Source organism: Hymenobacter sp. BT188 (assembly GCF_014333585.1).
Classification (GTDB): domain Bacteria; phylum Bacteroidota; class Bacteroidia; order Cytophagales; family Hymenobacteraceae; genus Hymenobacter.
In genome coordinates this window covers 73,048-91,833 of record NZ_JACSCW010000001.1, presented here as the reverse complement: position 1 = coordinate 91,833, position 18,786 = coordinate 73,048, and the positions used below count along the sequence as shown (strand labels likewise).

Below are 18,786 nucleotides of genomic sequence, written 5' to 3'. Positions count from 1 at the left end.
ATGTATGATATCGTACTTGCGCTGCACTCTTGGTCGCGCTGGCTGGTGATTATTTTTGGGCTGATTGCTGTGTACCGGGCCTTTGTGGGCTGGCAAAATCGTCGCCCTTATCTCGGCGCCGATAATGGTATGGGCGCGGCCTTTGTCGGCTCCATGCACCTACAGCTGCTGCTGGGCCTGATTCTGTATTTCGGCCTGAGCCCGGTAGCGAAGGCCGCCACCCAAAGCATGGGCGCCGCCATGAAAAACCCCGAGTTGCGCTTCTGGGGCGTAGAGCACATTGTCACGATGGTTTTGGCCGTCATTTTTGCCCAGGTGGGTCGCTCCATCTCTAAAAAGGCCATCAATCCGGTATCCAAGCACAAAAAGGCGTTCATCTGGTTTACCGTGGCGCTGTTGCTGGTACTACTCATGATTCCGTGGGGTATCTGGAACCCTGAGCGGCCGCTGTTTAGGCTTTAGTTTTCCATTTGAATAATTAATAAAGCCCCCCAATCAGCCGGTTGGGGGGCTTTTTTATGCTATTGATCAACTCTACACTTGCTACTAATTAGTGCCCAAAGCCTATATTTAAACTGCGAAAAATTATATTATAAATTAAAATGTGTATATTAATTTAGACCGTAATAGCACGAATTCGTATGAAACTATATTCTCTCCATTCAACTCCCTATTTGTATGAGCCAGAACATATTAGAGCTTGTTCAGAGTTACCTCAGCGGCGACACAGTACGCCAGACCAGCACTGCCCTCGGCGAAAACGAAAGTAGTGTTGGCAAAGCCTTACGCAGTGTTGTGCCCTTGGTATTAGGTGGATTATTTGCCCGCTCCCAACAGCCCGGCGGCAATGCCGAGCTATTTGATTTATCCCGTCAGGCGTACAGCAGCGGTATTCTTGGTAGTCCGGGCAGCATGGTGGGCGGCATGGGCAGTTCCAGTACTACCGCAACCGCCTCCGATGGCGGCCTGCTAAACAAGGGGGCCGAAATGCTGCGCTCCGTATTTGGCAGCAATTACACTTCCGCCGTGGATGGCATCAGTCAGCAGGCCGGCGTGCGCAACTCCACCACCAGCAGCCTGATGGGCATGGCTACGCCAGTGATACTAGGCCTACTGGGCAAGCACGCAGCCGACAATAACTTGGATCCCACCGGTTTTGGTAATTATTTGAGCAGTCAGCGCGGTAGCATTATGGGTGCTCTGGGCAGCCTGCCCGGCAACATAAGCAGCATGCTTGCCGGCCTGGGCCTGGGTGGGGCAGCGGCTAGTGTGAGCAGCGCAGCCAGTTCCGCTACCCACAACCTTGGCAATACCGTTTCGGCCGCTGCCCACCGCACCGGCGACGCCGCCCGCAACACGGCCCGTGGCGTGGAAACCGACACCGATTCCCCGGATCGGTGGCCATGGATATTGTTAGGCCTTTTAGCACTAGCAGCAGCATTCTTCTTCGTGCGCGGCTGTGATAAGGAGCCCGAAGCAGCCGCGCCAGCCACCACCGATATGGTAGCCGATACGGCCACCGTAGCCGCCGCTCCCCTTGCGGCCCCTACCGGTCGCTACGACGAGGCCAGCGGCAACTACATCTACGATACGGGTGCCAACACTGAAATTAAGCTACCCGATGGCACGGTGCTGAACGTAGGAAGCAATTCCTTTGAGTCACGGTTGTATAATTTCCTGAACGACCCAAAACAGACCGTCAGCGATGATAAAACCCAGGGTTGGATGAGCCTGGACCGCGTATATTTTACCACCGGCAAATCGGCACTCACAGCCGAATCGCAGGCGCAGCTGAAAAACGCGGCGGCGATTCTGAAAGCTTTTCCCAATGCAGCTATTAAGCTGGGCGGCTACACCGATAACAAGGGTAAGGCTGATATGAACCTGACGCTCAGCGCCGACCGCGCCAACGCCGCCCGCAAAGCTCTGATGGATAACGGCATCGATGCCGGTCGCGTAGCCGCCGAAGGCTACGGTCAGGAGCACCCCATCGCCACGAACGACACCCCCGAAGGCCGCGCCCAGAACCGCCGGGTAGATGTGCGCGTGACCAAAAAGTAACCTGATGCAAGGTTAAAGAAAAAGCCCCCCAGAAAACTTCTGGGGGGCTTTTTTCTCATTAAAGCGAACCGCAATTATTGCCCTAATACTATGGCAAAGATCAGCGGCGCCACAATCGTGGCATCCGACTCGATAATGAACTTAGGCGTGTCTTGGCCCAGCTTGCCCCACGTGATTTTCTCGTTGGGTACAGCACCGGAGTACGAACCGTAGGAAGTAGTAGAGTCCGAAATCTGGCAGAAATAGCCCCACAGCGGCACGCTGGTACGGCCCAAATCCTGGTGCAGCATCGGCACCACGCAGATCGGGAAGTCGCCGGCAATACCGCCACCAATCTGGAAGAAGCCTACTTTGCTTTCGTCGGTAGCTTGCTTGGTGTACCACTCGGCCAGGTAAATCATGTACTCGATGCCCGTGCGCACGGTGTGCACATTCTTCACATCGCCCGAAATAACGTGGCCCGCGAAGATGTTGCCCAGCGTAGAATCTTCCCAACCGGGGCAGATAATCGGCAGGTTTTTCTCGGCCGCAGCCAGCATCCAGGAGTCTTTAGGATCAATCTGGTAGTACTGCTCCAGCTCGCCCGACTTCAGGATTTGGTAGAAGAACTCGTGCGGGAAGTACTGCTCACCAGCCTTGTCGGCTTGCTCCCAGAACTTCAATACTGAGTGCTCAAGGCGGCGCATTGCCTCCTCTTCCGGAATGCAAGTATCGGTTACGCGGTTCATGTGGCGCTCTAGGAGGGCTTGCTCGTCGGCCGCCGTCAGGTCGCGGTAGTTAGGCACCCGCTCGTAGAAATCGTGGGCTACGAGGTTGAAGATATCCTCTTCCAAGTTGGCACCCGTGCAGCTGATGATTTGCACCTTGTCCTGGCGAATCAGCTCAGCCAGTTGGATGCCCATTTCGGCTGTGCTCATGGCACCAGCCAACGTAATCATCATTTTGCCACCTTCCGCGAGATGCTTGTTGTAGCCTTCAGCGGCATCAATCAGCGCAGCGGCGTTGAAGTGGCGATAGTGGTGCTTGAGGAAGTTCGTTACGTTCATCGAATCGTTGTTCTATGTAGTAGTGGTGGGTCGTGGTGTACAATCAATTAGCAGCTCAGAATCGTTCATTGAGCCCTGTTTATAGCAAAAAATATAAACAGCGCCCAATTTGACCTGGGTTACTTATCAAAAAGAGCCTTAGCTAGGCTCCTCAATCATGAGGTTATGGTTGGTGTAGATGCAGATATCGGCCGCAATGTGCAGGGCATCTTCCACCATCTGGCGGGCCGTGAGGTGGGGGGCGTGCTTCTTCAGAGCCAGTGCGGCAGCTTGAGCATACATAGCGCCCGAGCCAATAGCAGCTACGTCGAAATCAGGTTCCAGCACGTCGCCGGTGCCGGCCACGATGAGCAGCTCGTCTTTGTCGGCTACCACCATCATGGCTTCCAGCTTGCGCAAATACTGATCTTTGCGCCACTCTTTGGCGAGCTCAATGGCGGCGCGGCGCAGCTGGCCATTATAGCTGCCTAGCTTTTCCTCAAACTTATCGAGCAGCATAAAGGCATCAGCCGTGGAGCCGGCAAACCCGGTCACTACTTTGCCATCGTGCAGCTTCCGAATTTTACGCACGTTGCTCTTGGCCACGTGCTTGTCCATGGTAGCCTGTCCGTCGGCGCCCACGGCAATCTGCCCATTGTGGCGCAATCCCAGGACAGTAGTTGATCTTATTTTCATACTTGGGTGAGAATTAGTAATTGGCAGCTGTCAGAAAAACACTTGTCATCCTACGAAGGAAGGACCTTGCCCAGTTGGAATGATGTGTTCCAACTGGGCGAGGTCCTTCCTTCGTAGGATGACAGATGATTATTGGCTGGCACCTGCTTAGAAACGGGCCTGCAATTTAGCAAAGTAAAACCGGCCGTTCGAACCCATTTGCACCGGGTCCCAAGCGCCACCGGTTTCGGTGAGCTGCGGGTCGAAGCGGTTGGGGTACACATCAAACAAGTTGGAGCTACCCACGGAGAACTGTAAATGGTCGGTGAGGGCGTAGCTAAAGGATAGATCGGTGGTCGTGCGGGGCTTGTACACCTGAGCCTCATCATCGTAACCAATCAACTCAATCTCGGCAAAGCGCACGAAGCGCAGGAGCGCCCCAAATCGGCCCAGCTGGTAATCAAACGTGAGGTTGATCTTAGACGGTGGCGCTGACGCCTTCACGAATGCCTGCTCGCGGGGACCAAAAAACTCATCTTCGCGCCCAGCCAATCGGCCCGAAGTCGTCACCCGGTCGATGCGCAGACGGTTGAAGTTAGCGGCTAGCGTGGAATTCAGGCGGCTGCCACTCAGCGTAAGCGTGTGGCTAAGTACGGCATCGAGGCCCAGCGAAGAAGTAGAAGCGGCATTGGCAAAGAACTGCGCCTGGCCTACGCGCGCCGCTTCCAGGTCGGCCCCAATCACGGGGTCTAGAATGGTGTTATTCTCATCATTAGGGTCGGGAATGCGGGCCGCAAACTGACTGGTAAGCACCACCCGGTCGTTGACTTTGATATAGTAGCCATCCAGCGTCAGGCTCAGCGACGAACCTATTCGGCTAGTCAATCCGATGTTGGCGCTGGTGGAGGTTTCCTGCTTCAGACTCGGAATGCCCAGCTTCTGGGTGACGGGGTTGTTGTTGCGAGCCAATAGCACTTCCACGGCCTCGCCGCCAATGAAGTTGGTGAACGTGGAGTTAAAGTTAATCTGAGCCAGTGAAGGCGCCCGGAAACCCGTACTGAACGTGCCACGCAAGGTCAGAAACTCGGTCAGGTTGTAGCGCGTGGCAGCTTTGTAGTTGAGGGTGCTGCCGAAGTCGCTGTAGTTCTCGTACCGCAGAGCGGCGGCCAGCAGCCAGCGTTGCGTCACGTTCAATTCAGCATCAACGTACACGCCCACATTGTCGCGGTCAGCCTTGATGGCGTCGCTGGGCTGATAGCCGGGGAAGCCCTGCGAGCCGCCTGCCACGCCGGAGTTGGGGTCATAGTTGCGATAAGAGGCTTCTTCGCCGGCAAAAAGCGAATACCACTCGCGCCGATACTCGGCCCCAGCTGCCAGGTTAAAGCCTTGCAGCACCGTTTTGTAGTTGCGCGTGGCGCTTAGGCCCACCACGTTCTGCTGGAGCTGAAAGCCCCCCGCATCAAAACTAGTAGGCGAACTCGCGCCTAGTGTGGCATTGAGCGTGTTGCGCAAGCCGTACTCAAAGCGGTTGGAGCCGAAGTTGTTGCTTAGGTCCAGATCCCATTCGCCTACCAAAACCCGCGCGCCTACCACCGCCGAGCCATCTATAATGTCGCTGGTGATAATCGGGTCGAAGCCGTTGGGGTAGATAGCGGGTACGTTGCGGTCATCGTCGGGGAAGCGCGTCCAGGCGTAGGCGTCGCCTTTGCGCTTGTTCATGCCGCCAAACGTGTAGATGTGGGCTTTATCGCTAAGCGGAAACTTAGCGTTGAGGTAAGCTGCCGCATTCGACACTTCTGGGTCGCCATACTCGCGGCGGGCTATGCCATCGGCGGACGAGGGTACGTTGGCGCGCTGGGTGTGCTCGCGCTTGTTGTAGTCGAGGGTAGCATTGACAAAACCGCCCTTGCTACCCACTCCGATACCGTAGTTGACGTTGGCGTTGAAGTTGCCGCCATCAAACGTCTCGTCGTCGAAGCGGTATTTCGCGTCGTAGGCGCCGTAGTTGGCGCTTACCGTCAGCTCATCCACGCTGTTCTTCAGTACAATATTGATCACGCCGGCAATGGCGTCGGAGCCGTACTGGGCCGCGGCGCCATCGCGCAGAATCTCGATTCGCTGAATAGAAGCGGCCGGAATGACGTTCAGGTCGGTGCCCGTATTGCCCCGGCCGCGCGAGCCGAACAAGTTGACCAGCGCCGACTGATGCTGGCGCTTACCGTTCACTAGCACCAGCGTTTGGTCGGGGCCGAGGCCGCGCAATGTCGCCGGATCGACGTGGTCGGCGCCGTCGGAGCCTGTCTGGCGGTTGGAGTTGAAAGAAGGCGCCACAAACTGTAGCAACTGGTTTACATCAAGCTGCCCAGTTTTGGTCGTCACTTCTCGGATATCAATTATATCAACCGGCGAGGGCGAATCGGTGACGGAGCGGTTCTGGCTGCGCGAGCCAACCACCTGCACCGCATCCAGGCTGGTGGTAGATTCCGCGAGCCGCACACTTATGGGCCCGGCGCCCGCACTCACCTCCTGGGGGGCAAATCCGATGGAACTGATGACCAGCGTGGGCGACTGGGAACGAGCACGCAGCGTGAATCGGCCGCTGCCGTCGGTGCCCGTACCGTTGTTGGTGCCTTTTTCCAGCACCGTAGCCCCTACTACCGGCCGGCCCGCCACATCCAGCACTTGCCCCGTCAGGTTTTGATCTTGCCCCATGGCCATGACACTTGTCAGGCACATGATTGTAATTGGTACTAGCTGTTTCATTGCTTTAAAAAGAAAAGTGAATGGATGCTTGGAGCTAGGTGGAGCAGGACGGAAACATATATTGTTTTCACAATTAAGCGAATAAATAAAAAAGCCAGCCCTCCCGGGCTGGCTTTTCGAAGCTCAAATAGTAATTCGACGGTTAGATCAGCATGCGCATGGGATCTTCCAGCAGAGCTTTCAAGGTCTGGAGGAAGGCGGCGCCCGAGGCTCCGTCTACCACGCGGTGGTCGCAGCTCAGGGTCACTTTCATGATGTTGCCCACGGCCAGCTGACCGTCTTTTACGACGGCAGTCTGCTTAATGCCCCCCACAGCCAGAATACAGGCATCGGGTGGGTTAATGATGGCCGTGAATTCATCGATGCCGAACATGCCCAGATTCGAGATAGTGAAGGTGCTGCCCTCCCACTCGGCCGGCTGCAGCTTCTTGCTCTTGGCTTTACCGGCCAGCTCTTTCACCTCAGTAGCAATGGCAGACAGCCCTTTGCCGTCGGCATTGCGCACCACGGGCACCAGCAAGCCTTCGTCCACGGCTACAGCCACGCCAATATTGACCATATGATTCTGACGAATCTTGTCGCCGAGCCATGAGGAATTAATGGTTGGGTGCTGCTTCAGCGCCACGGCGGCAGCCTTAATTACGAGGTCGTTGAACGACAGCTTCACCGGCGACAAAGCGTTGAGCTGGGTCCGAACTTCCATGGCGCGGTCCATGGTGATTTCCATCGTCAGATAGAAATGCGGAGCCGAGAACTTGCTTTCGGCGAGGCGGCGCGCAATCACGCGGCGCATTTGCGAAACGGGAGTATCGGTGTAAGTGCCTTCGGGCTGAGCGCTGGTAGGTGCAGCCGCCGGAGCAGCTGACGCTGGTGCGGCTTTGGGCGCTTCAACAGGCGCGATGTATTCCGGTAGCGGTGCGGCAGCGGGCTTAGCGGCAGGAGCAGCGCCGGGCTGAAAGTTCTCCACGTCGCGCTGCACGATGCGGCCATTGTCGCCGGAGCCTTTTACTTGGCTGATGTCGATGCCTTTTTCCTGAGCGATGCGCTTAGCCAGCGGCGAGGCCAGCACGCGGCCCCCACTTAGAGCGGCAGCTTCGGCCGGAGCTGAAGTAGTTGCCGATGCAGGGGCGGCAGCTTCAGCGGCGGGAGCAGCAGCAGGTGCTATGGCTGGCGCAGCAGCGCCACCAGATTTGCCCCCCAGCAAGGCTTCAATGTCGGCGCCTTCCTCCCCGATGATAGCCAGTACGCCATCAACAGCTACGGACTCACCATCTTTTGGGCCGATGTACAGCAGGGTGCCATCTTCGTAATTCTCCAGCTCCATGGTCGCCTTATCGGTTTCCACTTCGGCCAGCACATCACCTGATTTCACTTTGTCGCCTACCTTCTTGAGCCAGCCAGCAATGACGCCTTCGGTCATTGTGTCGCTCATTTTGGGCATGCGCACAACGGTGGCTTTTTTACCGTTCCCAGCGGCGGCTGGCGCAGCAGCTTGCGGCGCGGCGGCCGGAGCAGCAGGTGCTGAAGTCGGTGCAGGAGCCGCTTTGGGTGCTTCCGCAACAGGCGCGGGTTCAGCCTTTGGCGCTTCGGGAGCAGGTGCAGCGGCGGCGCTACCTCCGCTGATGCCGACCAGCAGGGCTGAGATATCTTCGCCCTCTTTGCCTACAATAGCCAATACCCCATCTACGGGCACAGAATCTTTTTCTTTGGGGCCAATGTAGAGCAGGGTGCCGTCCTCATAGTTTTCCAGCTCCATCGTGGCTTTGTCGGTTTCCACTTCGGCCAGGATATCCCCGGACTTCACTTTATCGCCTACCTTTTTGAGCCAAGCCGCGATAACCCCCTCGGTCATCGTGTCGCTCATTTTGGGCATTTTTATGATTTCGGCCATCTGCTTTTTGGGCTTGGGTTGTGAAGGGTCAAAATTAGCCTGAAAATCTGCGCTGGCAAATGCTAAACGCAGGATGGGCGTAGGCTAAAGAGTAAAAGTCGCTTTCAGTACTAGAAAGGGTAGTTGTGTTAACGCAGCAAACCACTTTGGGTGTTACGTTAAATGCGCTGTATCTAAAAAACTTCGCACCGAAAACATAGAGCCCGTGTAATGCAGTCGGTACAAACACAGGTTGCGATGTTCAAAGGCATCCATATGGCTTAAGTTGTAGTTGAGCAGCTGGCACAACAGCACCCGCATGGCCCGGCCGTGCATGCACACTAGTATGGTTTCTTCCTCGGGACGGCTGATTATCAAATCGATAAAAGCTCGTTGGCGGGCGGCTACTTCATCAGGGCTTTCACCGCCCATAAGCCGGGCGTGCGTTTCGCCCCTGGCCCACTGATCCAGCACCCTCTGATATTCAGCATCTTCCTGAGGAGTGATGCGGGTTCCCTCACGCAGACCCCAGCTAATCTCGTTCAGGCCCGGATGCGCCTCGTGCGGCAAGCCCAAATCCAAGAAGCCCTGCACCGACTGCTGGGTGCGCTGCAGCGTGGAGGTGTAGACTTTATCGAACGCCAAATGTTTATAAGCAGCGAAGAAACGGCTCGCCTGTTCGTGGCCGGCTGCGTTCAGGGAAGAGTCGACGCCACTGCCCTGCACGATACCTTGCACGTTGAAATCGGTTTGCCCGTGCCGAATGAGGTATATTTTTTTGACGCTCACTTTACCCCTAGCTTTGTTGTGACGGGTCCGAAAGTACTGGTTTTTCAGGCCGCTGACCCCGATTTTTTCATTTTCCTCTATGATACCACCCGCCCCTACCCTCGCGCAGCTCAATGCTTGGTGCCGCAATACAATGGGCGAACACCTCGGCATGGAGCTGACCGAAATCGGTGATAAACTGCTGGTTGGCCGCATGCCCGTTGATCACCGTACGCACCAGCCCATGGGCCTGTTGCACGGCGGCGCTTCCGTGGCGCTGGCCGAGACCTTAGGCAGCATAGGCGCCGCTCTGCAGGTCGACAGAACCAAAAAAGCCTGTGTAGGTCTAGAAATCAACGCCAATCATCTGAAAGGAGTTCGCTCGGGTTATGTGGTTGGCCGGGCGGTAGCCCTGCATGTGGGGCGCACTACGCAGGTATGGGAAATTCGCATTACGCATGAGGAAACGGAGGCGCTGGTTTGCGTTAGTCGCATCACGATGGCCGTCATTGATTTGCCCCCAAAAGAGGGTAAGGCCGCATGAGTCAGCGCCCCCGGCCAACGTTAGTACCGTACCCCGGCGGTGAGCAGCTAGCGCCCATGGAGCAGTTGCGGCAGCTAGTGGCGTTTGCTCTCCAGGCAGATTTGCCGGTAGCCTTGTGGCGGCTACCGGGGGCAACTCATGCCCAACTTTGCCTAAGCTTTTCGTGGGAAGAAGCGCTTACTGGTTTGCCCCCCAACCTCGAAGCAAGCGCCCCGGCAGGCTTCGCTTTCTTCCCCTTCCGCGACTCCGACCATAACCCAGCCTTATTTCTGCCTGCCAACGTATTCTTCGATAGTGGGCAATCAGGAGTATTTTGGGTTAATAAAACAGGTGTTGCCGACTTCCGCTTGGCTGAGCTACGGCAGTTTCTGCACGCCACTCCGGACACCTCTTCGTTGGTTTGGCACCAAAGTCCGCAACCGGCACCTGCCACGGCTTCCCTGGCCGAGTATACTGCATTGGTACGGCGTGGTGTGGCGGCTATTGAGCAGGGCGAAGTCCAGAAAGTGGTATCGTCGCGGGCAACGCGCCAACTTTTGCCTCCCGGCTTTGATCCGTTGCAAGCTTTTGAGGATTTACAAGCCAGGTATCCGCAGGCGTTTGTGTCGCTGGTAAGTGCACCGGGCGCGGGCACCTGGCTGGGCGCTACACCTGAGGTATTGGCTGAGGTTACGCCAGAGGGCACCTTTCGGACGATGGCGCTGGCTGGCACCCAACCACTCACGCCGGGTCTAACGCCCCAAAAGGCCATTTGGCGGCAGAAGGAAATAGAGGAGCAGGCGTTGGTGGCCCGCTATATAGTGAGCTGCTTCAAGCAATTGCGCCTCCGCGAGTACGACGAAATTGGCCCCCGCACCGTGGTAGCGGGCGAATTACTGCACCTGCGTACCGATTTTGCCGTGCATTTGCGGCAGGTGCCGTTCCCATCTTTAGGCACCGACATGCTTCGCCTGCTTCATCCCACGTCGGCAGTAGGCGGCATGCCCCGGCAAGCTGCTCTCGACTTTTTGCAGCAATACGAAGGCTACGACCGAGCATATTACAGCGGATTTCTGGGCCCAGTAAATCTGCCGCAAGCGGGCGTCGCACGCTTGTTTGTGAATCTGCGCTGCATGCAGCTCCGCCCCACCGAAGCGATATTGTACGCTGGCACTGGCCTCACCATCGATTCCGACCCGGAACGCGAGTGGGAGGAAACCGAGCTTAAACTCCAGACCGCCGGAGCAGTTTTAGATAGATAAACTTCTGGAAACACATCAGTCCAAATACAATACAGAGCGAGCTATGCTAAAAGGTGATCAGGCCGAGCGGCAGCGAAGCATAACTGCCTTTTTCTTAGTCTAGCTTTCCAGTTAATTCTCACTCAAAAGCATGCAGGCAGTTTATAACATCGCGGAAATTTGTGCTCGCCACGGCATTACAGATGTGGTGCTGTCGCCGGGCTCGCGGTGTGCGCCTCTGACGATTGCCTTTGCCCGCCACCCGCAGATTCGGGTGCGCACGGTGCCAGACGAGCGAGCGGCTGCCTTTATCGGGCTGGGACTGGCGCAAAGTCAGCGGCGGGCCGTGGCGTTGGTGTGCACGTCCGGCACGGCGGGCCTGAACTACGCGCCGGCCGTGGCCGAAGCTTATTTTCAGCAAATTCCGCTCGTTATTTTCACTGCCGACCGCCCCCCGGAGTGGATTGACCAGCTCGACGGCCAGACGATTCGTCAAACTGACCTCTATGGTGCGCACGCCAAAGGCACATTCACGTTTCCCGCTGATACCAGCCACGCCGATGCTAAGTGGCATTCGGCTCGTATTGTGTCGGAGGCAATTAATATGGCTCAGCAGTTTCCGGCTGGGCCAGTGCAGGTAAATATTCCTCTGCGCGAACCTTTTTATCCGAAAGCTGGTCAGAAGCTGCGGTTTGAGGAAGTCAAAATAATCCGAGAGCAGGCAGGCCAGCCAACTTTGCCCCCCAGCGAGCTGGCCGACTTAGCCCAAGCCCTACGCCAGACTTCGCGGGTGCTCGTGGTGGCTGGCCAGCATGTTTTTGATGAGCAGTTGGTGCAAAGTCTTTGGGCGTTTGCGGCGGCTTATCAGGTGCCGGTAGTAGGCGATGTGATTGCGAATCTGCATCAGCCAGCGGGGGTCAAATCTGAGGTTTCGGGTGCTGTGCCGGTGGGACATCAGGATGTTTTTTTGGCTGTGCCTGATGCTGAACTCAAAGCCGACCTGCGACCTGAGGTGCTGATTACGTTTGGCCAGTCGCTTATCTCTAAAGCGCTGAAGCTGTACCTGCGCGAATTTGCCCCCCAGCAGCACTGGCATGTGCAAGCCGCCGGCCCCGTCGCCGACACCTTTAAATCCCTGACGCGCATTATTCGGCTGGAGCCGACTGCTTTTTTCCAGCAGTTGCTTCTGCTTAATAAACAGCCATTTATTAACTCAGAATTAACAGGGGCTAAAGCCAATAGGCTTACGGCTGTGGCGGATGCTACCCGAGTTGCTCCCGCACCCGTGCCATTACGAATCCCGACACACGCCAACACATCGGAAGGCGAAGATGCTGGTGCGGCCGATGCTTCTTACGCATCACATTGGCAGCGGGCTGAGCGGTGGGCGAATGGCTTTTTGGCTGATTTTTTTACTACCCCAGACCAGCCTTTCAATGAGTTTACGGTGTTTCATAACACCCTACAGCTTCTTCCCAAAGGCAATGCTCTGCACCTCGCCAATAGCATGGCCGTGCGCTACGCCAATATTTTGGGCTTAGCCAACCAAACTGCGGAGGTATTTGCCAACCGTGGCACCAGTGGTATCGATGGCTGCACCTCCACCGCCGTGGGCACGGCCTTAGCGCAGCCTACGCGACCGGTGGTGCTGCTCACCGGCGATGTTGCTTTTTTCTACGACCGCAACGCGCTCTGGCACAATTATCCGCTGCCGAACTTGCGCATTGTGCTGTTCAATAATCACGCGGGAGGCATTTTTCGGCTTATTGATGGGCCGCGCCAACAGCCAGAGCTAGAGGAGTTTTTCGAAACCCATCAAGCCCTCACCGCCGAGAATACAGCGCGTGATTTTGGGTTGCGCTACTTCACAGCTAACACCTTCACCGAACTAGAATCGGCTTTACCGGTTTTCTTTGCACCCGAAGGCGGCGCAGCGCTGCTGGAAATTACCACCGACAGCGCCACCAACGCGGCCTTTTTTGAGCATTACCGTACTTCTGTCAGAACCTCCTTCTATTAGAATAACCCACCTTCCCTATGGCCATTACCTGGACTCCCATCAAGGAATTCCGCGAAATTCTCTTCACTTTTCACGAGGGCATCGCCAAAATCAGCATCAATCGCCCGCAGGTGCATAATGCCTTCACGCCGCTCACAGTGCAGGAAATGATTGAGGCCATGGACATCTGCCGCAACCGCACTGATATTGGTGTGATCATTCTGACTGGCGAAGGCGGTAAAGCCTTCTGCTCGGGCGGCGACCAAAGCGTGCGCGGTCACGGCGGTTACGTGGGCGAAGACACTGTGCCCCGCCTCAACGTGCTCGATTTGCAGAAGCAAATTCGCTCCATTCCCAAGCCTGTTATCGCCATGGTGGCCGGCTGGGCCATCGGGGGTGGCCACGTACTCCACGTCGTCTGCGACCTGACTATTGCCGCTGAAAACGCCCGCTTCGGCCAGACCGGCCCCAAAGTAGGCTCGTTCGATGGTGGCTTTGGCGCTAGCTACCTAGCTCGAGTAGTAGGCCAGAAAAAAGCCCGTGAAATCTGGTTTCTCTGCGACCAGTACGACGCGCAGGAAGCCCTCGACATGGGCCTCGTAAACAAAGTAGTGCCGCTGGAAAAGCTTGAAGAAACGACCGTTGCTTGGTGCCGCAAAATCCTCGAAAAAAGCCCCCTAGCGTTGCGTATGCTCAAATCCAGCTTCAACGCCGAGCTCGACGGACAGGCCGGTATTCAAGAACTGGCTGGTAACGCAACACTGCTCTATTACTTGAGCGAAGAAGCCAAAGAAGGCCGCAACGCCTTCGTCGAGAAGCGCAAGCCTGACTTCGACAAGTATCCTAAGTTTCCGTAACTGCTGAATAGTCACTAAGGAAAAAGCCCGTACCACATGGTACGGGCTTTTTATTTACACTGATATACGATGGATTGGCCTTGACGCTTTTGCAGCTTATCACGCCATCATTGAATTTTATACTTAATTATTAGGACGAAATAGGTAATAGATGGGAGTATTTTATTCGAAATAATCTATATTTATCGCTTAACCCACTCTATGCGCAGCCCTTCTGTTCTTCTGCTTATGTTGTTCTCTTTGAACGCATTTGCACAGCTAAAACCCACGTCCATCACCTACCCTGAGCCTGTTTTTGCCGATACAGCCCGGATGGCGAAGATTCGGAGAGCACTGCCCGTGCTCGACGGGATGTATAAAAGATATGCTACTGCTATACATGCACCGGGCTTTGTGTACGGGGTGATGGTTGATGGACAGCTACTTGCATCAGGTGGTACCGGTTATACCAATATTGACCAGAAAATCCTCGCTACTCCGCAATCAGCTTTTCGGATTGCTTCCATGACTAAGAGCTTCACCGCTATGGCGATTCTTAAGCTGCGTGACGCTGGGAAGCTCCGCCTTGATGACCCCGTGTCGCGCTACGTACCCGGTTTTAAAAAACAGCACTTCCCGACTGCTGACGCTCCGGTAGCAACCATTCGGCACCTGCTTACGCATGCAGCGGGCTTGCCGGAAGATAACCCCTGGGGCGACCGTCAGCTTGCTATGAGCGATGCGCAACTGGTTGACTTTATTAACAATGGGCTCAGCTACTCAAACAATCCGGGAGTAACCTATGAATACAGTAATCTAGGGTTTTTTACCCTGGGATACATTATCAAGAAAGTCTCAGGTAAGCCTTACCAACAGTATATAAACGAAAATATATTGAAGCCTTTGGGCATGACGCACACATACTGGGACTACGCCAAAGTGCCTCCTACCCAATTAGCGCATGGATACCGTTGGCTGGAGGAACAATGGGTAGAGCAGCCTATGCTACATGATGGTGCTGGCGGGGCAATGGGCGGCCTAATAACGACTATGGAAGACTTTGGCAAATACATGGCCTTCTATCAATCGGCTTGGCCAGCTTCTAGCGCAACAGATAAAGGCCCCGTGAAAAGAAGCTCGCTACGGGAAATTCAGACCCCATCGAATTTGATTGGCCAGAACGCCCAATACACATACCCATCTGGGCGCGCTTGTCCGCAGGTTACGGCATATGGCTACGGCATACGATGGAGCAAGGATTGTGAGAACCGCGTGACAGTTGGGCATAGCGGTGGGCTACCGGGCTTCGGTAGCAACTGGGCCATTTTGCCCGATTATGGTATTGGGGTAGCGTGCTTTGCAAACGTTACATACGCACCCACTACCCGCATCATGATCCGGATGCTAGACACGCTCGCGACGCTAGCTAACCTGAAGCCACGCCAGCTTCGTCCTTCTAGCGTATTGAATGAGCGTAAGGATCAGCTAGTGAAGTTACTACCATCTTGGAACGAGGCTGAAGCGAGCGGTATTTTCGCAGAGAATTTCTTTTTAGATTACTTCACTTCTTCATTGCGCCAAGAAGCAACTACACTTTTTGAGCAGGCTGGTAAGATTGTGCGAGTTGGAGAGTTAATACCACAAAACGGGTTACGGGGTAGCTTCCTGCTAGAGGGAGAAAAGAAGAATCTAGAAGTAAGCTTCACCCTCACACCCGACCAAGTACCCCGAATCCAGGCGTATTATATCAGGGAAAAGAAAAAGTAAGTACTTGTTAAGTAAAGTTACTTCACGGCCACCTTACCCATGTACCGCACTAGGCCCAAATTCTAGTTCGAGCTTATAACTCATCACTATACCAAACTAAAGCTACTATAAAAGTAGGGCCGAGTTACATACTTACACTATCAACGAGCAAGCAAGAAATTGTTAGAAACGTGTAAATATTAACTGATATAATACTATATTAAATTTGAAGTTTACAAGGGACTTCAAGAGCAAAATGAAAGAGACACAAATTTGCCAAGGATGCTGGGAGCATATGCATATGCCGACTGCCATACGCGGCCCATTCTCAGCCTTCTTCAGAACATTTGGCATTAAGAGAAGTAAGATGCACCCAAATATGTGCACATTCTGCGAGAGCAATTTTGCCAAGATCATGAAGCATAAACAGGTCCCTGTTTCCACCACCATTCTCTTCGCTGATATTCGAGGGTACACGGATTTGTCGCAGCAAATAGAAGCTGAAAAGCTGAATGAATTGTTACACCAGTTTTACGACCGATGCTCAGCAGCAGTATGGGAAAAAGATGGGGTTGTCAACAAGTTCATCGGCGATGCGGTGCTTGCCATTTTCAATTTCCCACTGATCAGGAAAGACCATGTACAAAATGCAGTCAGCGCCGCTGTACAACTGCAAAAAGACTGTAAGCACATGAAAGAGGAGATTGGCTTAAGTGACATCCAAACCCTTGGTGTGGGCATCGGAATTCATACAGGAGAATCTTACGTGGGGGAAGTAGGAACCACTTACAAGGATTTTACCGCCATAGGCCCGGTAGTAAACTTAACGTCAAGGCTGCAGGGAGCTGCCGGCATAGGTGAAATTATGGTCACGGAAGAGGTATTCAGTCAGGTAAAAGAGCAATTTCCCGATGCGCAAAAGAAGGCCCTTACCCTGAAGGGCATAAACAGCCCTGTAAATGGCTATGTGCTTGCACAGCACCAAAATGCAGTGAGATAGTTACTCTGTAGAGTTAGTCTAAACCAGCTAAGATTTGTAGAACTGTTACCAACACGGGGGGCAATTTATAAGCATTTATGACCCGTCACTAGCCGCCAAACGCAAAACAGCAGCCGTATTAAGCTTCCATCGGTAACAAACGAACGGAAGTGAAACGACATGGCTAGCGAATCTCAAAGTGCTACGCGTGCCCCAGATAGTCCTCCCTCCTACTGGCTCACCCGCTTTGTTCTGCTGCGCCTGCTAGGAGCGCTGTATGCCGTGGCCTTCCTCGTGGCAATCAACCAGATTATTCCGCTGATTGGCTCTAACGGACTGCTCCCGGTCGGGCTGTATTTGGAGCGGGTGAGTGAGGCGCTTGGGTCAAATACAGCAGGCTTCCTACGGCTACCGTCCTTATTCTGGCTCTGGCATTCAGATGGGGCTCTGCTAACGGTAGCGTGGATTGGGTTTGTACTTTCCTGCGTGGTGGTGGCTGGCTACGCCAATGCCTTGCTGCTAGCGGTACTTTGGCTTCTTTACATGTCCTTCGTGCATGTTGGGCAAGAATGGTACGGGTACGGCTGGGAAATTCAGGTTACCGAGACCGGCTTCCTCGCTATCTTCCTCTGCCCGCTGCTCAATCTGCGGCCCTTTCCTCGGTACGCGCCCCCTATGCCCATTATCGTTTTGTTCCGGTGGCTGGCATTCCGCATCATGTTAGGAGCCGGACTGATAAAACTTCGCGGGGATGAGATATGGCGTAACAGCACTGCTCTTTACTATCATTTCGAAACCCAGCCTATTCCCGGCCCGCTGAGCCGGTGGTTTCATTTTCTACCACAACCTGTGCTGCAACTTGGTGTCTGGTTTAACTGGCTGGCCGAGATTGTGGCGCCCTTCTTCGTGTTCTGGCCTCGGGTAGCACGCCACATCGCGGGGGTCGTGATTATCGTATTTCAGCTCAACATCATCCTCAGCGGCAACCTCTCGTTTCTAAACTGGCTGACAATCGTGCCGGCTTTGGCTTGTTTGGATGATGGCTTCTGGGCGAAGCTTCTGCCCCGTGTGCTCGTTCAGAAGGCAGAAATTGCTGCTGCCCGCGCTGAGGTATCCAAGCCTATGCTGACTACGGCTTGGGTTGTAACATCTGTTGTTGCTATTCTAAGCATTCAGCCTGCTTTAAACATCGCGTCGCCGGGACAGATTATGAACACTTCCTTCGACCCGCTGGGCCTCGTTAATACCTACGGAGCGTTTGGAACGGTGGGGCGGGAGCGGCTAAATGTGGTATTTGAAGGAACAATGGACGAGAACTCCAGCGACCAAGCCAACTGGAAACCCTATATCTACAAAGGCCTGCCCGTGGCTCTGGATCAGCGTCCGCCCCAAATTGCCCCCTATCAGCTGCGACTAGACTGGCAAATGTGGTTTGCCTCTATGTCCTCTCCCGCCGAGTATCCTTGGACGGTGAATTTGATCTGGAAACTCCTGCACAACGACCTAGGGCGGTAAGTCTATTTGCGAGCAACCCTTTCCCTAATCAGCCGCCGCGCTACATTCGGGCCGTGCTGTACCGTTATACATTTGCCGAGCCCGGCAACGACCAAGGACGTTATTGGAATCGCGACCGGGTTGGCATCTGGCTTCGGCCTATGTCTACCGACGATCAGCAGTTGATTCAAGTCTTACAAAGTGCCGGGTGGGTTCCTTTAGATTGACCCATGAAATAACCTATGCACGGCCGCAGATTTTGCCTACCACTTACCTACCTATTCTTACTAGAGCAGGTAGTTTTTTTCGTTATTTACACTTGGCAACTTTGTCGCCGATACCCGTCCATCCATAACCAACAGCCCAATGAAGTCTTTATTAATGCTAATCGTTTTTGGCTTTTTCGCAGTATGCATTGCAAATGCTCAGACTACCAAAGCTGCTGGCGTGGCCGCCTCGCCCAACAAGGCCAAAAAGGTGATGATAGTAGACGCTTCATGTGGGCAGTGCAAGCTAGGGCTGCAAGGCAAGGAATGTGATTTGGCTGTTAAGATTGATGGCAAAGCGTATTTTGTTGATGGAACAAACATCGATTCGCACGGCGATGCTCATGCCAAAGACGGGTTTTGTAGCGCCATCAGAAAGGCAGAAGTACAAGGTGAAGTGGTAAATAACCGTTTCGTAGCCACCTATTTTAAATTACTGCCGGAGCCTGTTAAAGCCAAGTAACCAGCGTTGACCAACGAGGTCGGCTGCTACTTTGGCCTAAACAGAGCTACCATAACCCGCTTATATATCCAGAAGCT

At 54.5% G+C, this 18,786-nt stretch carries 14 protein-coding genes and 1 pseudogene; 10 read left to right on the top strand and 5 right to left on the bottom strand.

Going from position 1 to position 18,786, the window contains the following annotated elements; genetic code table 11:
- On the top strand, nucleotides 1-462 hold the full coding sequence (locus H8B13_RS00375; RefSeq protein ID WP_187308863.1) for a hypothetical protein: 462 nt from the start codon (nucleotides 1-3) through the stop codon (nucleotides 460-462).
- Between the two features lie 216 nt (nucleotides 463-678).
- A complete protein-coding gene (locus tag H8B13_RS00370) occupies nucleotides 679-2,061 on the top strand; it encodes an OmpA family protein (protein WP_187308862.1) in 1,383 nt (460 codons plus the stop codon).
- 74 nt (nucleotides 2,062-2,135) lie between these two features.
- Here the strand turns inward: H8B13_RS00370 and H8B13_RS00365 are convergent, their stop codons facing one another.
- From H8B13_RS00365 to H8B13_RS00345, 5 genes are all read right to left on the bottom strand, one after another.
- Complete coding sequence (locus H8B13_RS00365) at nucleotides 2,136-3,107, bottom strand: deoxyhypusine synthase family protein (protein ID WP_187308861.1); 972 nt, start codon at nucleotides 3,105-3,107, stop codon at nucleotides 2,136-2,138.
- A gap of 138 nt (nucleotides 3,108-3,245) precedes the next feature.
- Nucleotides 3,246-3,782, bottom strand: coding sequence for an ATP-dependent protease subunit HslV (hslV, locus tag H8B13_RS00360; RefSeq protein ID WP_187308860.1), 537 nt, complete (start codon nucleotides 3,780-3,782; stop codon nucleotides 3,246-3,248).
- A 147-nt stretch (nucleotides 3,783-3,929) separates the two neighbouring features.
- Nucleotides 3,930-6,524, bottom strand: coding sequence for a TonB-dependent receptor (locus H8B13_RS00355; RefSeq protein WP_187308859.1), 2,595 nt, complete (start codon nucleotides 6,522-6,524; stop codon nucleotides 3,930-3,932).
- A gap of 142 nt (nucleotides 6,525-6,666) precedes the next feature.
- Nucleotides 6,667-8,415: a pyruvate dehydrogenase complex dihydrolipoamide acetyltransferase gene (locus tag H8B13_RS00350; protein WP_187308858.1), complete on the bottom strand. Its 1,749-nt coding sequence runs from the start codon at nucleotides 8,413-8,415 to the stop codon at nucleotides 6,667-6,669.
- A gap of 153 nt (nucleotides 8,416-8,568) precedes the next feature.
- Nucleotides 8,569-9,183, bottom strand: coding sequence for a histidine phosphatase family protein (locus tag H8B13_RS00345; RefSeq protein ID WP_187308857.1), 615 nt, complete (start codon nucleotides 9,181-9,183; stop codon nucleotides 8,569-8,571).
- Nucleotides 9,184-9,262: 79 nt separating this feature from the next.
- Here H8B13_RS00345 and H8B13_RS00340 point away from each other — a divergent pair, with 79 nt between their 5' ends.
- From H8B13_RS00340 to H8B13_RS00305, 8 genes and pseudogenes are all read left to right on the top strand, one after another.
- A complete protein-coding gene (locus H8B13_RS00340; protein ID WP_187308856.1) occupies nucleotides 9,263-9,706 on the top strand; it encodes a hotdog fold thioesterase in 444 nt (147 codons plus the stop codon).
- Nucleotides 9,703-10,947: a chorismate-binding protein gene (locus tag H8B13_RS00335; RefSeq protein ID WP_187308855.1), complete on the top strand. Its 1,245-nt coding sequence runs from the start codon at nucleotides 9,703-9,705 to the stop codon at nucleotides 10,945-10,947. Before H8B13_RS00340 ends, H8B13_RS00335 begins: the two co-directional genes overlap by 4 nt.
- 130 nt (nucleotides 10,948-11,077) lie before the next feature.
- Nucleotides 11,078-12,946: a 2-succinyl-5-enolpyruvyl-6-hydroxy-3-cyclohexene-1-carboxylic-acid synthase gene (gene menD / locus H8B13_RS00330; RefSeq protein WP_187308854.1), complete on the top strand. Its 1,869-nt coding sequence runs from the start codon at nucleotides 11,078-11,080 to the stop codon at nucleotides 12,944-12,946.
- Nucleotides 12,947-12,963: 17 nt separating this feature from the next.
- The gene (gene menB, locus H8B13_RS00325) at nucleotides 12,964-13,782 is read left to right on the top strand and encodes a 1,4-dihydroxy-2-naphthoyl-CoA synthase (RefSeq protein WP_187308853.1); all 819 of its coding nucleotides are present in this window, start codon (nucleotides 12,964-12,966) and stop codon (nucleotides 13,780-13,782) included.
- A 228-nt stretch (nucleotides 13,783-14,010) separates the two neighbouring features.
- Nucleotides 14,011-15,528, top strand: coding sequence for a serine hydrolase domain-containing protein (locus tag H8B13_RS00320; protein WP_261990168.1), 1,518 nt, complete (start codon nucleotides 14,011-14,013; stop codon nucleotides 15,526-15,528).
- A 394-nt stretch (nucleotides 15,529-15,922) separates the two neighbouring features.
- On the top strand, nucleotides 15,923-16,507 hold the full coding sequence (locus tag H8B13_RS00315) for an adenylate/guanylate cyclase domain-containing protein (protein ID WP_187308851.1): 585 nt from the start codon (nucleotides 15,923-15,925) through the stop codon (nucleotides 16,505-16,507).
- A gap of 159 nt (nucleotides 16,508-16,666) precedes the next feature.
- Nucleotides 16,667-18,207 (top strand): annotated as a pseudogene (locus tag H8B13_RS00310) (lipase maturation factor family protein).
- Nucleotides 18,208-18,346: 139 nt separating this feature from the next.
- A complete protein-coding gene (locus H8B13_RS00305; RefSeq protein WP_187308850.1) occupies nucleotides 18,347-18,709 on the top strand; it encodes a DUF6370 family protein in 363 nt (120 codons plus the stop codon).
- Nucleotides 18,710-18,786 lie beyond the last annotated feature (77 nt).